We start from the raw sequence: 14145 nt of genomic DNA, 5'->3' as shown, positions 1-14145 counted from the left end.
CAAAAAGCTGTATATCTAGCCATGCTTATTGCCAGGGGCGCCAAGGATAGGTCACTCCTGCTCTGCCGCCCAGAATGCCTCAATCAACCCGCGGCTTGAGGCATCCATCCGCGATAGATCGCCTTCACCGTCGATGATTTTCTGGGTATCGGTGGCAATCTGTTTACCCAACTCAACGCCCCACTGGTCAAACGGATTAATATCCCAAATGACCGCCTGAACAAACACCTTATGCTCATAAAGCGCGATAAGCGCACCCAGCGTAGAAGGCGTGAGTTGATCAAGCAGCACCGTGGTGGAGGGCTGATTACCCCGGTAACGCTTATGCTCCGGCCTTGGGCCGTCATCTTCCAAGGCATCGTCACCAAGCATCAATACACGGGACTGGGCAAAGCAATTGGCCAGCGCCAGACGGTGCTGGGTTTTAAGGTGGCGCCGGGTATCCGGGTCTTCCACCTCATCGTAGCGTTTGAGCGGTGCAATAAAATCACACACCACCGGCTGCGTGCCCTGGTGCAGCAACTGGTAAAACGCGTGCTGGGCATTAGGGCCAAGCTGGCCCCAAAGCACCGGGCAAGTCGAGTAGTTAATCGGCTGGCCTTGACGGGTAACCGACTTGCCGTTGGACTCCATCTCCAGCTGTTCAAGGTAGGCGGCGAAATATTCCAATCGCCCGTCATAAGGCAGTATGGAGTGCGCGCGGATATCCAAAAAATTGACGTTCCAAATCCCCGCTAACGCCAGCAGCACGGGCAGGTTCTCCGACATTTCTGCCTTAGCGAAATGGTGATCCATGGCGTGCGCACCGGCCAAAAATTCGCGGAAGTTCTCCATCCCCACCACCAGCGCAATCGGCAAGCCAATAGTGCCCCACAGCGAGTAGCGCCCACCTACCCATTCCCAAAAAGTTAACTGGTGGTCGTCCGCAATGCCCCACTCGGTCATTTTGTCAGGACTCGCCGACACCCCGATGAAGTGTTGGCGAACAACTAACTCAGCACTAATCGGAGTCGCACCATGCTGGGTCAAACGGCCCAACAGCCATTCCCGGGCAGTGTTAGCGTTAGAGAGCGTATCAATGGTCGTGAACGACTTGGACGACAGCACAAAGATAGTGGTTTCAGGGTTCAAACGGCTTAGATAATCCGCCAACTGCGAACCATCCATGGTAGAGGCAAAATGCACCTCAACCGGATGAATACCTTTCGGCCGAAAGTCTGCCAAGGCGTGGGTAACCATCAATGGCCCCAGGTCGGAGCCGCCAACGCCAAGATTCACCACATGCCGAATCGGTTTGCCGGTGGCGCCCCGCCACTGCCCTGCGTGCAGCCGACTGACCAAGCGCTCCATTTGGGCAAGGCTTTCGTGCACGGCAGCAACGATATTTTCACCTTCAACCTCGAGCGTGGCATCGGCAGGTAAACGCAACGCCGTGTGTAACGCCGGACGGTTTTCGCTAACGTTCACTCGCTTACCGCTTAGCAGTGCCTCAATCGCTGAAGGCACACCCGCTTCAGTAGCCAGCGTAAACAGATGCTCGAGCGTATCGTCATCCCAGCGCTGCTTGGAAAGATCCAGCGTCAAGCCCGCCACCTGGCGAGTAAAGCTCTCCCAGCGCGAGGGTTCGGTGCCAAACAGCGTTTTTAGGTGAACGTGCTGCAGCGTTTCAGCGTGATGCTTTAACGTCTGCCACGCAGGTAACGTATCGGGGGTAGCGCTTGATGCTGAGGCCATGTGGCATCTCCAGTGGCGTCGTTCCGTGCAAGGTCTGTTCTGGCGTACTGTTCTGACATACTGTTCTGACATACAAAGGGCGCGTAAACTACTCAGCCTCATTTACAATACCGGCTTGCCCATGAGTGATGCATCTTACCGTGACGCTATCTTTTCGACACCCCTTGACCGCGTAGCGCGGTTCTCTTTCGATGAGAAGGTAGTCGCCTGTTTTCCTGATATGATCCGCCGATCAGTGCCTGGCTATGGGCAAATTTTGGGCATGCTGAGTTTAATTGCCCAGCGCCATCTTCGCCATGGCGCCCATGTCTATGACCTCGGCTGCTCGCTGGGCGCCTCAGGCCTTGCGCTGGCGGGGGCGTTGGCGCCTGACGCTTTTCGCTACACAGGCGTCGATCTTTCACCCGCGATGGTGGCTCAGGCACGGCAAACCTTTGCGGATGAATGTCCAGCGTACTCTATCCAGGTGGAAGAAGCCGACATTCGTACCCTAGAGTATGCGCCTTCCGGCATGATCATTCTCAACTTTACCCTGCAGTTTCTGCCTGCTGCCGACCGCGATGCGCTGTTGGCACGGCTGTATGCAGCGCTGGAACCTGGCGGCGTGCTGATTCTTTCTGAGAAAACCGTGGATGCTGACGAGCGCGATAACGCTTGGCGGGTCGAACGCTACCACGATTTTAAGCGCGCCAATGGCTATAGCGATTTGGAAATCAGCCAAAAACGCACAGCCCTGGAGAACGTTCTGGTGCCAGACACGCTGGACGCGTTGCATGGGCGGCTAAAGCAGGCAGGCTTTCCGCGCTCAATGACCTGGTTTCAGTACCTCAACTTTGCCTCGCTGATTGCGTTTAAGGAGGGTTAAAGGTGTCGCCGTTATCCGACGATCATCGCGCGATTTATCAGGCGTTTTTAGATCAAGCTAGCCTGGATGCCTCGCTAACACCCTGGTTAGCGAAGCTGCCCGAGCAGCTAGCTTATGGGCTTGACCGCAACCGCCACGGCGACTTGTCTGCCTGGGAAAAGGCCGTGGCCAAACTTCCTGCGCTCCCCAATGAGCGGCACGTCCAGCTGGACAGCGATACTGTCAGCGTCGATCTCGATCTTAGCGACAGCCAGCGGCGCCAATGCTTCAATCTGCTGAGAAAGCTTGCCCCCTGGCGTAAAGGCCCTTTTCAACTGGGTGGCATCCATATTGACACTGAGTGGCGCTCGGACTGGAAGTGGCAGAGAGTGGCGCCACACCTGGCACCGCTAAAATATCGCAAGGTGCTCGATGTGGGCGGCGGCAGCGGCTACCACGCATGGCGCATGGCTGGGGCAGGTGCGGCTTTTGTGTTGGTGATCGACCCTTCGCCACGCTTCTACTGGCAGTTTCAGGCGGTTCGCCACTTCGTCGGCGATGCCGATGACGGTAGAACGCAGTTTTTACCCGTGGGTATAGAAGATGTGCCAGACAACCTAGGCTTTTTCGATACGGTGTTTTCCATGGGCGTGCTCTATCACCGTCCTGCTCCGCTGGAACATCTTCAGCAGCTAAAAGCGGCGTTGGCACCGGGTGGCGAGCTGGTGCTGGAGACCCTAGTGGTCGAAGGCGATGAGCGGACGGTCTTTGTACCCGGCGAGCGTTACGCCGCCATGCCCAACGTCTACTTCCTGCCCTCTTCCCAAGCGCTCTGCCACTGGCTGGAGCGCTGCGGCTTTACTAACGTACGCGTGGTTGATGAAGCCGTTACCACGCTAGACGAGCAGCGATCAACCGAGTGGATGACTTACCAATCGTTGGCCGACTTTCTCGACCCTGAAGACCGCACCCGCACTATTGAAGGCTACCCCGCACCGCGAAGAGCGGTGATTTTGGCCAATAAGCCTGGGTGAAAGCTACCTTCTCAAAATCACCAGCCAGCGCCCTAAGTTCATCACACTAGCGAGTGAGGCTGCCACATAGGTAAATGCGCAGGCGGTAAGCACATGCCGGGCGCCGGGCATATCGTAAGGTGGCACATACTCTTTTAGCAGCGGTAGTGCACGGTTAAAGCTGGCATCGAACTCTACCGGCAAGGTCACTAGATGCACCAATGCCGCGGTGCCAAAGCTGATGACCGCCATGGCAATCACAATCGCCAGGCCACCCGGCAAACGGGTCAATAGAAACAGGAACGGGGCGGCCATCATCAATAGAGCGCCGAGTTTTTCGGCTTTTTGCGCAACGCCGACTAATCGGCTGCGCGCCAGCAGTGGCGCGTAGCCCTGATGATGTTGAATAGCGTGACCGACCTCATGAGCGGCCACGGTGACGGCAGTTAGCGAGCGGCCATCATAGTTGTCTGGGGAAAGCCTCACGCAGCGCGTTTCGGGGTCGTAATGATCGCCAAATTCGGTGCGCTCTACACTTGCTCCCTCAATGCCCAGCCTGCGCAGCAAATGATCTGCCAGTTCGGCCCCCGTGCCGGGATAATCGTCTCGGCCACGGGTATGGCGCTTGAGCACCCATTTAGCCCACACATTGGGGAGCACAAAAACCGCCAGCGCAAAAATGATCAGCAGAACAACCATGGCAGCCCCTGTTGATAAGCCAATGCACGCGAATAGCCACACGCACATATTTTTCACAGACCGAATGGCTGTTTTACCACGGGGACTGACTTGGCAACAGCGTTATGCGGGAGTGTGGTTAGGTAGGATCGTTGCGGTGCTCTTCTACGTCGCGCTGAACCGCCTGCAAGCCGTGTGAAGAGATATCACCTTGGGCGTGGGCGTGTTCGGCGATCAGCACGCTATCGGCAGCTAGTACCAGCTCGCACTGGGTACCCACCAGCTCATCGCGCAAGCGCTGAATGGCCTCCTCCCGCTTAGGATCTTTATCCACACGCCGAATGTAGATAGCTTTAATGCGGTTTGGGTAGGCTTTGACAATTTCGATATACACTTCTGGATCGTGCTGGCCGCTGTCGCCGATGAGTATGCACGGCAGCTCGCTGTAAAGGGTCAACATACGATCAATCAGGTCGCGCTTATGCTCTTCGGCACGGCGTGGCCAGGGGCGGCGCAAAGAAATACCCCACTCGCGTAAAAAAATAATCGGCCCGACAGGAATGCGATTAATCTGAAAAAAGGTTTCGAGCATTTCGTATATCGCCCACGGCCCACGAGAGACATACAAAATGGGGCGTTCAGCGCGTTCGCTTACACCGCGATGCAGCGCTTGATAAAGCGATGCGACACCAGGAAAAGCCGTACGCCGGTGAGGTTTTTTAACGAACAGGCGATAAAGCATTTTCAGCTTCTCTGCTACGCCGGTAAACATGACGGTGTCATCAATATCGCTAATCACCAGCAAGTCCGCCTCTGGCGGTGGCACGTAAACTTCTACATGGGTGCGTACCGGGGTCTGACCGGGGCAATGCACCAAGATATCAGCGCGGTGCCAGGAAACGTCGATCGGCAGCGTATGGCTAATCGGCAAGTGCACATCAAAATAGCCATCGCGATCAGTGCCCACGCAGAGCTGGTTTTCGCCAATATGTATCTCAACCTGAGCATCAGCCAGCCCTCGGCGCAAAACCCGCCGTGCAACATCGGCGGTGTCGCGCAGCATGCCATGGCGAGGGATGATGCGTCCTAGCGCGGCTTGGCGAAACACCCTTCCCATGACAAACACTTCACGCTGAGATCCATAGCCACGGTAAGGATGCACCACCATACCACCGCGACCACTGTCACCTTTGATAGGTTTGGCAATTACGTGGACAAGCCTTTTGACAAAGCTTGCCCACTCACGCAATAAGCTCATCAAGCGTGCTGACCAGAATGACGCCCTTCTTGAAGCTCCTCAAGTAACTTGGCGTTAAAGGCATCCAAGTCTTTCGGCGTGCGGCTGGTCACAAGGCCACTATCAACTACAACCGATTCGTCGACCCATTCAACGCCTGCATTGCGCAAATCCTGGGCAACACTGGGTACCGAGGTCATGCGACGCCCTTCGACCACGCCTGCGTTGATTAAAATCCACGGCGCATGGCAAATAGCCGCGACGGGCTTGCCCGCCTGGAAAAACGCTTTGACGAAGTGTAGAGCTTCTTCATTGGTGCGCAGCTCATCAGGGTTGAATAGGCCACCGGGAAGAACCAAGCCGTGGTAGTCGGACTCATTGACATCAGCAAGCGCTTTATCTGCCTCGTAGGTATCCCCCCAATCGGTTTCCGCCCAAGCGCGAATCCCTTTTCCATCGGGAGTGATGATGTGAACCTCGACACCCTCTTTTTGCAGGGCAGCACGCGGCACGCTGAGTTCTGACTCTTCAAAACCATCGGCGGCTAAAATCGCCACGCGTTGTCCGTTTAATGCTTGTTTCATCATGCTCTCCTTTTCGTGATGATTTGCGTTAGTAACGCTTCACCATTGTGGCGCATACAGTAACAGCGTCAAGCTAACCTGCTAACGAGTTAACTGGCTGCACTAAGCGTTATAGACAATCTTGCCTGCCTCACCAAGATCGTAGCCGCCCAGCTGCCTCGCTCGCTCAGCAAAGCGTGCCTGATGAGTAAATGCCAACAGCCGCTGCAGGGCGGGTTCGAAATAGCTACGCCGCTGCATAATTAAATCAAATGGCTCTTCGCATAGCGGAATAAAGCTTAACTGCTGACGATGGGCGGCAGCTTCAATGCCAAGCCCTACATCAGCTTCGCCCTGGCTGATGCTAATTGCCAAATCATCCTCACTTAATGAAGCGTGTGGCGCCCAGTTAAGCGCGGAGCTATCAATCCCCGCCCGTGCTAGCAAACAGCTCAGCAGCCTCGCTGCTCCCGCATCTGGCTGGCGATATGCCACGCGAATATCGGGCCGCTTCAAGTCGTTCAGCCCATGGATTTTTAGCGGGTTATCTGTGGGCAAGAGCAACCCCTGGCGTCGCTTGGCCCAGTGCACTATCAGCAGGTCGCTCATACCGCTTAAACCAAGCAGGCTGGGCTCGTTGTAGCGTTGGGTGGAAGCATCCAGCAGATGAATACCTGCCAGCATCGCCTTGCCATCAATCAAACGCCGTACACCGTCGCCGCTGCCCTGGCAGAGCATCGCTAAATCAGAGCCGCTCTCTCGAATCGACCATTCCAGCAGCGGATCCTGACTCCCCGCGACGACCAGCGGTACCGAAAAACGCTGCGCCTGGTCGCCTTCCAAATGGCTCAGCACCCATAAATCAATCTGTTGGCGGGGAAACAGCAGCTTTCCCGTTACCCGGCTACAAGGAATCTGGCCTTGGCGAACCAGGTCGTAGACCTTGCGCTCTTTTAAGCGTAAATAGTCAGCGACTTCTGCGGTGGTCAGGTAAGCATATTGTTCAGCCATCGCAACGAGCCCTTCGCTGGGTATAAGCAATTTACTGCATAAGACTGCATGAATTTCAGCCTCAAGTGCATTAGGTCATTTTTCAGTACATCATGCTCAATATCACATAATAATGACGCCGATGCTCAATGCTGACCAGTGACAACGCCTTTAGTACCGCCCTCGCCCTAATCCTGAGTATGGATAACGCGTTAATCTCCATTGTGGTGCTCTCGCTGCAGGTATCTCTGGTGGCGGTGATTATTGCCAGCCTAATAGCGCTGCCCTTAGGCGCCGCGCTGGCGCTGTGGCGCTTTCCCGGTCGCAATGTAGTGATTATTGCCCTTAATGCCTTGATGGGTTTGCCACCCGTAGTCGCCGGGCTGTGCGTTTATCTGCTGCTTTCACGGGCAGGCCCGCTAGGCGCCTGGGGGCTACTATTTACGCCGACGGCGATGGTGATCGCTCAGGTGATTCTGGTACTTCCCATTATCGCCGCCCTTACCCGCCAACAGGTTGAAGCGCTCCACAGCGAGTATGCCGAGCAGTTGAACTCACTGGGGCTTACGCGCCTACGCATGATCCCCACTCTGCTATGGGATGCGCGCTTTGGGCTGATCACGGTGATCCTGGCCGGCTTTGGCCGCGCCAGCGCCGAGGTCGGCGCGGTGATGATTGTGGGTGGCAATATCGATGGCGTTACCCGCGTAATGACCACCAGCATTGTGCTGGAAACCAGCAAGGGCAACCTGCCTATGGCGCTTGGCCTGGGGATTATTCTGCTCGCCCTGGTCACCCTGATTAATGCTATCGCCCATATAATCGGCGAAACGGCGAAACGGCGGCTGGGATGAACGCACACTACGCTCCTCCCACCGCCACCCTAGAGCTCGATAGCGTGGGTTTTATCCATCGCGGCCATACGCTGCTCAAGCCTACTACCTTGCGCCTGACAGGCTGCCAGCGAACGCTCATCATGGGCCCCAACGGCGCGGGCAAAAGCCTGCTCATGCGCTTGGCCCATGGCCTATTAACGCCTACCAGCGGCACAGTACGCTGGCAAGGCGCGCCACCTGCCCAAGCCATGGTCTTCCAGCGCCCCGTGCTGCTGCGCCGCTCGGCGCTACATAACCTGACCTACGTATTAGCCATTCATAAAACAGCCCGTCAAAACCGCAAATCCCAGGCAATGAGTGCGTTAGAGAGGTTTGGTCTGGCGCATCTCGCCAAACGGCCAGCGCGGGTGCTATCTGGCGGCGAACAGCAACGTTTGGCACTGGCACGTGCTTGGCTGCTCAATCCACAGGTGCTGTTTCTAGATGAACCCACCTCCGCACTCGACCCTGCCGCCATCAAGGCCGTTGAAGATGCCGTGCTTGAGTTTCACCACAGCGGCACGCGCATTGTGATGACCACCCACGACCTACACCAAGCACGCCGTTTGGCCGATGACGTGCTGTTTTTGCATAACGGCGAGTTGCTGGAACACACCTCCGCCAACGACTTTTTTACCGCTCCCTCCTCACGTGAGGCTGGTGCGTTTATTCGCGGCGAACTCGTTTGGTAGCCCTGAAACAGCTAGATAAATGAAAAACGATCAAGGAGCCATACCATGAATAAGACTACTGCATTGTTAATCGCAGGCACGCTAGGGCTCTCCTGGAGCGGCACGCTGCTGGCAGCGGATGACTACATCACACTGGCCTCGACCACCTCGACCGAAAACTCAGGTTTGTTCGACGCTATTATTCCTACCTTCACTGAAGAAACAGGGATTGATGTACGCGTGGTAGCCGTAGGCACCGGGCAGGCGTTTGAAATTGGTCGCCGTGGCGATGCCGATAGCCTGCTGGTACACGACACCGCGGGCGAAGAGCAGTTTGTGGCCGATGGCTACGCCACCGAGCGCCTTAATGTGATGTACAACGATTTTGTCATCGTTGGCCCCAGCGATGACCCTGCTGGCATCAGCGCCAGTGAATCAGTCACCGATGCCATGCAACGCATCGCCGAGAGCGAGTCGCCCTTTGCCTCACGGGGTGACGATAGCGGCACCAACCGCGCTGAGTTGCGTCTATGGGAAGATGCGGGCATCACGCCCCAGGGCGAGTGGTACCGCGAACTGGGTAGTGGCATGGGCCCTACGCTGAATACCGCCGCGGGTATGGGCGCCTACACGTTTACCGATCGCGCTACCTGGGTTGCGTTTGAAAATCCACAAGACTTAACGCTACTGTTTGAAGGCGATGAAGCGCTGTTCAATCAGTACGGTAGCCTGCTGCTTTCAGCCGACCGTCACCCGCACTTGAAACACGACCTCGCTGCCCAGTGGCACGAGTGGCTCGTATCAGACGAGGGGCAGCAAGCGATTGCCGATTACGAGGTGGATGGGCAGCAGCTGTTTTTCCCTAACGCCGAGTAATCTTGCAAGCCCCCAAAATAGTAACGGCACGCCTTGCAGGCGTGCCGTTTTGCTTTAAGCGATTACATTTAGCGGTTAAACAAGCCGCTGATATCTTTCGCTTCCCAGTGGGGGAAATGCTTACGCACCAAGGCATTCAGATCGCGTTCAAAGGCCGCCCAGTCGGTGGCACTTGATGCACTGCCTGAAGCGCTTGCAGTGCCACGAATCATACCTGCGCCTACGGTCACATTGGTCAGCCGATCGATAATGATAAAGCTGCCGGTGCCCGGGCTGGTGCGGTAGTCATCCACCGGAATGGCCGCGGTCAGCTCCACATCGCAGCGGGCAATCGCATTTAAGTCCAGCGAGTGCGTGGCATGCTTTTCCAGAGTATTAACGTCGATTTGGTAATCAATCGCGCTGACCTGGCCGGAAAGGTCGCGGGTCGCCAGCTTGAAATCATACAGCTTACCCGGCGTTAAAGCCTCGTCCTGCATCCAGACAATATCGGCTTTAAAGCTATTGGAGAGCGGCAGTTCGCTATCTGCCGCTACCAGCCAATCGCCACGGGAGATATCGATCTCATCTTCCAGTGTTACGGTGATGGCTTGGCCAGGATAAGCCGCCGCAAGGTCGCCATCAAAGGTAACAATCCGCTCAACCCGCGATGTTTTACCCGACGGGAGCGCCTTAACAGCTTGCCCGGGACGCAACACACCAGCCGCCAAAGTGCCGCAGTAACCGCGAAAATCAAGGTTTGGGCGGTTGACGTACTGCACAGGCAAGCGCAGGTCAGTGAGGTTTTGATCGCGGGTTATCTCGACGCTCTCCAACAGCTCGATCAGCGTTTTCCCCTGATAACTGCCGGTAAAGTACCAGGGCGTTTGTTCACTACGATTGACCACATTGTCGCCATTCAGCGCCGACATTGGCACAAAGCGAATATCCGACGCTTGGAGATTAGTGGCAAAGGCACGGTACTCATCGACTATCTCGTTAAAGCGCTGCTCGGAGAAGCCCACCAGATCCATTTTATTGACCGCAATCACCAGATGCTGGATACCCAGCAGGTCGGCGATAAAGCTGTGACGACGAGTCTGGGTCTGCACACCGTAACGGGCATCGATCAAGATAATCGCCAGGCTGGCCGTGGAAGCGCCCGTGGCCATATTGCGGGTGTACTGCTCATGCCCCGGCGTATCGGCAATAATGAACTTACGCTTATCGGTAGAGAAAAAGCGGTACGCCACATCAATGGTAATGCCCTGCTCGCGTTCAGACTGTAGGCCATCCACCAATAGCGCCAGATCAACGGTATCACCGGTGGTACCGCTGGTTTTAGAGGCCTGGGTGATCGCCGCCAACTGATCTTCAAAGATCATTTTCGAGTCATGAAGCAGCCGACCAATCAGCGTCGATTTGCCGTCGTCAACGCTGCCGCAGGTAATAAAACGCAGCAGGTCTTTGTTTTCATGCTCGTGCAGGTACTCTTCGATATTGTCGGCAATTAAATTGGATTGGTGAGACATTAGAAGTACCCCTCGCGCTTTTTCTTCTCCATCGAACCCACTTGGTCACGGTCAATGGCGCGGCCACTGCGCTCGCTGGTACGGGTCAGCAGCATCTCTTGAATAATTTCCGGCAGCGTCGCCGCTTCGGACTCCACCGCACCGGTCAGCGGGTAGCAGCCAAGCGTTCTAAATCGCACCGACTTCATTTCCGGTACTTCGTCGGGCGCTAACGGCATACGCTCGTCATCCACCATAACTTGCATACCGTCGCGCTCAACGATAGGCCGTTTGGCCGAGTAGTAGAGCGGCACAATAGGAATCGACTCTAAATAGATGTACTGCCAGATATCCAGCTCAGTCCAGTTGGAGAGCGGGAACACGCGAATCGATTCGCCTTTATTAACCTTGGCGTTATACACATTCCACAGCTCAGGACGCTGATTTTTGGGATCCCAGCGGTGATACTTATCACGGAACGAGTAGACACGCTCCTTGGCCCGTGACGCCTCTTCATCGCGACGGGCACCACCAAAGGCTGCATCAAACCCGTGCTTTTCCAGCGCTTGTTTAAGCGCCTGGGTTTTCATGATGTCGGTATATTTAGCGCTGCCGTGGTCGAACGGATTGATATTCGCCGCCCGCCCCTCTTCATTGGTGTGCACGAGCAATTCCATACCCGCTTCAGCAGCCATACGGTTACGGAACTCGATCATCTCGCGAAATTTCCAGGTGGTGTCTACGTGCAGCAGCGGAAAAGGCGGCGTACCTGGGTAGAAGGCTTTACGCGCCAGATGCAGCATGACTGATGAGTCTTTACCAATGGAGTACATCATCACTGGGTTGGAGAACTCAGCGGCGACTTCGCGGATAATATGAATAGACTCCGCTTCTAACTGCTTAAGGTGGGTCAAACGCGCAGCATCAGGGGCGTTAAAAGCTTCCCCCTGCGTCGCTGAAGAAACAGTAGACAATTGGGTCATGGCCCCTTACCTCACAAAAACATGCTCGTCACACAAGCTAGAAACAGTGTACGTTCTAATATTGTACGTTCGTATGCAGTTAGGGTAACGCCTAGCTGATAATAACCCAAAAGAATTAATAACTATCTTTTTATTCCTAAATCACCTATCTGAGAGTGAGAAAGAGATAACTTCTGGAGACTGTCTTCTATTCGATGCGCTCAATCCAACTTTGCCACTCGCCCTGTTGAGCATCACTCCCAGTCAAATCAACAATGCGATAGCCAGGCCGAGAGGCCTCATCAACGGCGAACTGCTCAGCGGCAGGCAGGAACTGATCTGCCATTGCTGGGCAGCCATACACATCAATAGTGGGTTCGCCTGCACCTTCGCCTAAACCTTCACCTAAGCTATGGTGCTCGGCGTAGGCTTGATGTACGTGACCAAATAGGACGATTTTGACCTGTGGGCATTGGCTTAGCAGTTGCCAAAACGCGTCGCGATCCTGCAAACCAATGGCATCCATCCACACCGCGCCTACGTCCACAGGCGGGTGGTGCATGGCGATTAGCGTGGGTCGCCCATCCTGTTCAAGCTGCTCAGCGAGCTTGGCAAGTCGCTCGCTTCCCAGTTCCCCATAGGGCTTGCCTTCTACCTGGGTATTGAGCAGCAGTATGCGCCACGCCCCCATGTCCACTTGGTCGACCATCGGGCGCTCGGCAGCCATCAACTCGAGCTGGTCGTGATTACCCGGCAGCCAGTACCAGGGGCAAGGCAACTGTTCCATCGCCTGCACTGCTAAAGCGTAGGATGCGGCTGAGCCGTCCTGACTAACGTCACCGGTAAACAGCACGATATCGGGCCTTGCGGCGACAACGGCGCTCAACACCTGCTGAAACTGCCGCCAAGGGATGCCAGCGCGGGAGCGTGCCTGAGTATCCGCATACAAGTGAGCATCGGTAATCTGTACTACCCGCATTAGGGCATCTCCGGCACATCAGCGGTATGGCCGTGGGCAAGGCCGTGAGCCAGCCACTCGCCTAAGAAACGATTGAGCTGCAGCTTCTCATCCGGCTGATGCATGCGAGCGTTGGGATAGCGATAGCGGCCACTAAAGTGGCGCTCGCGCTGAAAGTCGGTCACCTCCGCCATACGCACATCGTGATAGAGGTGTACCCGCATACGCGGCCCTTCCAGAACAGCGTCTAGCGGGCCGGTCTGGGACACATCCACCATGGTGGTGTAAGGCGCCTGCTGTTGAATATAGAGATGCAGATCGCCGAAATGCTGTTTATCACCGCGCAGGGCAATATCACGGCGCTGGCCGGTCTCCATATCGCCCACCAGGCGCACCAAGCGTAAATAGTTGGCGCTGCACTCCCCTTGGAGCGATTTTAAATCGGTGACATAGGCCGTTCTCGCCATGTTCACTCCTTATCTGTTTCGCTTTGCGTCGTTTCGCTGTTCGTCGTCTCACTTGTCGTCGTCTCACTTGTCGACAAAGCTCGCTGAGAGGCGGCACGCAGTGAAGCTCGCTGGCTATTAAGCCAATGTAGACCAATTAAACACATGGCGTTGTCGAGTCGCCCCTGCTCTAAGAGTTCCCAGGCGTTCGCAAAAGGCATGACATGAACACGGATATCCTCATGCTCTTCGTCTAAGCCATGTATCCCACCTAATCCTTGGGTATCTACCAAACCACAAAATAGTGTTACTTGCTCGTTGCAGGCGCCAGGACTGGGATAATAAGTGTGTAGTTTGGTCAGTTGGGCCACTTTGCAACCGGCCTCTTCCCACGCCTCGCGACGCGCCACGTCTTCCAGCGATTCGTCTTTTTCTGCCAAACCGGCGACGATCTCAAGCTTCCAGGGAGATACGGCGTCATCAATGGCGCCAGCACGAAACTGCTCAATGAGCACCAGTGAGTCGCGCTCGGGGTCGTAAAGCAGGACACCCACCGCATCAAAGCGATTGTGCACTTCGCGGCGCATAGGTTCGCTCCAACCGCCTTCAAATAGCCGGTGGCGAAGCTCTAAAGCTTCTAAGCGGAAAAACCCCTGGTGCAGCGTTTCACGCTTAAGCAGCTCAACATCATCGCGCTTTAAATCTGGAACGCTAAGCGCCGTGTTTTTAAAAGGAGAGCGCTGAAGGAGAGAATTCTGAACAGAATCGTTCTTGGAGTTGGACGCCATGAGGCACTCCCAGTGGTGAT

At 55.6% G+C, this 14145-nt stretch carries 15 protein-coding genes; 5 read left to right on the top strand and 10 right to left on the bottom strand.

Translation table 11 applies throughout. The features are described 5' to 3' along the window. Nucleotides 1-51: 51 nt before the first annotated feature. On the bottom strand, nucleotides 52-1734 hold the full coding sequence (pgi, locus tag J7J49_RS13980; RefSeq protein WP_064236480.1) for a glucose-6-phosphate isomerase: 1683 nt from the start codon (nucleotides 1732-1734) through the stop codon (nucleotides 52-54). A gap of 121 nt (nucleotides 1735-1855) precedes the next feature. On the opposite strand from pgi, the gene cmoA reads away from it, so the two are divergent. Then, complete coding sequence (gene cmoA / locus J7J49_RS13975) at nucleotides 1856-2599, top strand: carboxy-S-adenosyl-L-methionine synthase CmoA (RefSeq protein ID WP_215093438.1); 744 nt, start codon at nucleotides 1856-1858, stop codon at nucleotides 2597-2599. 2 nt (nucleotides 2600-2601) lie between these two features. Continuing rightward, nucleotides 2602-3612 carry a tRNA 5-methoxyuridine(34)/uridine 5-oxyacetic acid(34) synthase CmoB gene (gene cmoB, locus J7J49_RS13970; RefSeq protein ID WP_215093436.1) on the top strand — a complete coding sequence of 337 codons (1011 nt, stop codon included), beginning with the start codon at nucleotides 2602-2604 and terminating at the stop codon, nucleotides 3610-3612. A 3-nt stretch (nucleotides 3613-3615) separates the two neighbouring features. Here the strand turns inward: cmoB and J7J49_RS13965 are convergent, their stop codons facing one another. The 4 genes from J7J49_RS13965 to J7J49_RS13950 all read right to left on the bottom strand — a co-directional run bounded on the left by J7J49_RS13965 (nucleotide 3616) and on the right by J7J49_RS13950 (nucleotide 7080). Further along, nucleotides 3616-4290, bottom strand: a complete 675-nt coding sequence (locus J7J49_RS13965) for a zinc metallopeptidase (protein WP_064236477.1) — start codon at nucleotides 4288-4290, stop codon at nucleotides 3616-3618. 118 nt (nucleotides 4291-4408) lie between these two features. Further along, a complete protein-coding gene (locus tag J7J49_RS13960; protein WP_215093434.1) occupies nucleotides 4409-5527 on the bottom strand; it encodes an App1 family protein phosphatidate phosphatase in 1119 nt (372 codons plus the stop codon). Beyond that, a complete protein-coding gene (locus J7J49_RS13955) occupies nucleotides 5527-6090 on the bottom strand; it encodes a type 1 glutamine amidotransferase domain-containing protein (protein ID WP_215093432.1) in 564 nt (187 codons plus the stop codon). The genes J7J49_RS13960 and J7J49_RS13955 overlap by 1 nt, the downstream gene beginning before the upstream one ends. Nucleotides 6091-6192: 102 nt before the next feature. Continuing rightward, on the bottom strand, nucleotides 6193-7080 hold the full coding sequence (locus J7J49_RS13950; RefSeq protein ID WP_215093430.1) for a substrate-binding domain-containing protein: 888 nt from the start codon (nucleotides 7078-7080) through the stop codon (nucleotides 6193-6195). A gap of 128 nt (nucleotides 7081-7208) precedes the next feature. Here J7J49_RS13950 and J7J49_RS13945 point away from each other — a divergent pair, with 128 nt between their 5' ends. Genes J7J49_RS13945 through J7J49_RS13935 form a run of 3 tightly spaced genes read left to right on the top strand, consistent with a single transcriptional unit; the run spans nucleotide 7209 to nucleotide 9481 of the window. Then, nucleotides 7209-7913, top strand: a complete 705-nt coding sequence (locus J7J49_RS13945) for an ABC transporter permease (protein WP_215093428.1) — start codon at nucleotides 7209-7211, stop codon at nucleotides 7911-7913. Continuing rightward, the gene (locus J7J49_RS13940; RefSeq protein WP_215093426.1) at nucleotides 7910-8626 is read left to right on the top strand and encodes an ATP-binding cassette domain-containing protein; all 717 of its coding nucleotides are present in this window, start codon (nucleotides 7910-7912) and stop codon (nucleotides 8624-8626) included. Before J7J49_RS13945 ends, J7J49_RS13940 begins: the two co-directional genes overlap by 4 nt. A 45-nt stretch (nucleotides 8627-8671) precedes the next feature. Next, nucleotides 8672-9481 (top strand): ABC transporter substrate-binding protein, encoded by an 810-nt coding sequence (locus J7J49_RS13935; protein ID WP_215093424.1) that lies wholly within the window; start codon nucleotides 8672-8674, stop codon nucleotides 9479-9481. A gap of 68 nt (nucleotides 9482-9549) precedes the next feature. Here the strand turns inward: J7J49_RS13935 and cysN are convergent, their stop codons facing one another. From cysN to J7J49_RS13910, 5 genes are all read right to left on the bottom strand, one after another. Continuing rightward, entirely contained in the window at nucleotides 9550-10992 is a 1443-nt protein-coding gene (cysN, locus tag J7J49_RS13930) for a sulfate adenylyltransferase subunit CysN (protein ID WP_215093422.1), read from the bottom strand. Next, a complete protein-coding gene (cysD, locus tag J7J49_RS13925) occupies nucleotides 10992-11954 on the bottom strand; it encodes a sulfate adenylyltransferase subunit CysD (RefSeq protein ID WP_064236469.1) in 963 nt (320 codons plus the stop codon). Before cysD ends, cysN begins: the two co-directional genes overlap by 1 nt. Nucleotides 11955-12141: 187 nt before the next feature. After that, entirely contained in the window at nucleotides 12142-12912 is a 771-nt protein-coding gene (locus J7J49_RS13920) for a phosphodiesterase (protein ID WP_064236468.1), read from the bottom strand. Then, the gene (locus J7J49_RS13915) at nucleotides 12912-13358 is read right to left on the bottom strand and encodes a DUF1249 domain-containing protein (protein WP_064236467.1); all 447 of its coding nucleotides are present in this window, start codon (nucleotides 13356-13358) and stop codon (nucleotides 12912-12914) included. The genes J7J49_RS13920 and J7J49_RS13915 overlap by 1 nt, the downstream gene beginning before the upstream one ends. Nucleotides 13359-13360: 2 nt before the next feature. Then, nucleotides 13361-14125 carry an NUDIX domain-containing protein gene (locus J7J49_RS13910; RefSeq protein WP_215093420.1) on the bottom strand — a complete coding sequence of 255 codons (765 nt, stop codon included), beginning with the start codon at nucleotides 14123-14125 and terminating at the stop codon, nucleotides 13361-13363. Nucleotides 14126-14145 lie beyond the last annotated feature (20 nt).

The sequence above is a fragment of the Halomonas sp. ISL-56 genome (assembly GCF_018612805.1).
Classification (GTDB): Bacteria; Pseudomonadota; Gammaproteobacteria; order Pseudomonadales; family Halomonadaceae; genus Vreelandella.
The sequence above is the reverse complement of the archived record's forward strand: the minus strand, read 5'-3'. Positions and strand labels throughout refer to the sequence as shown.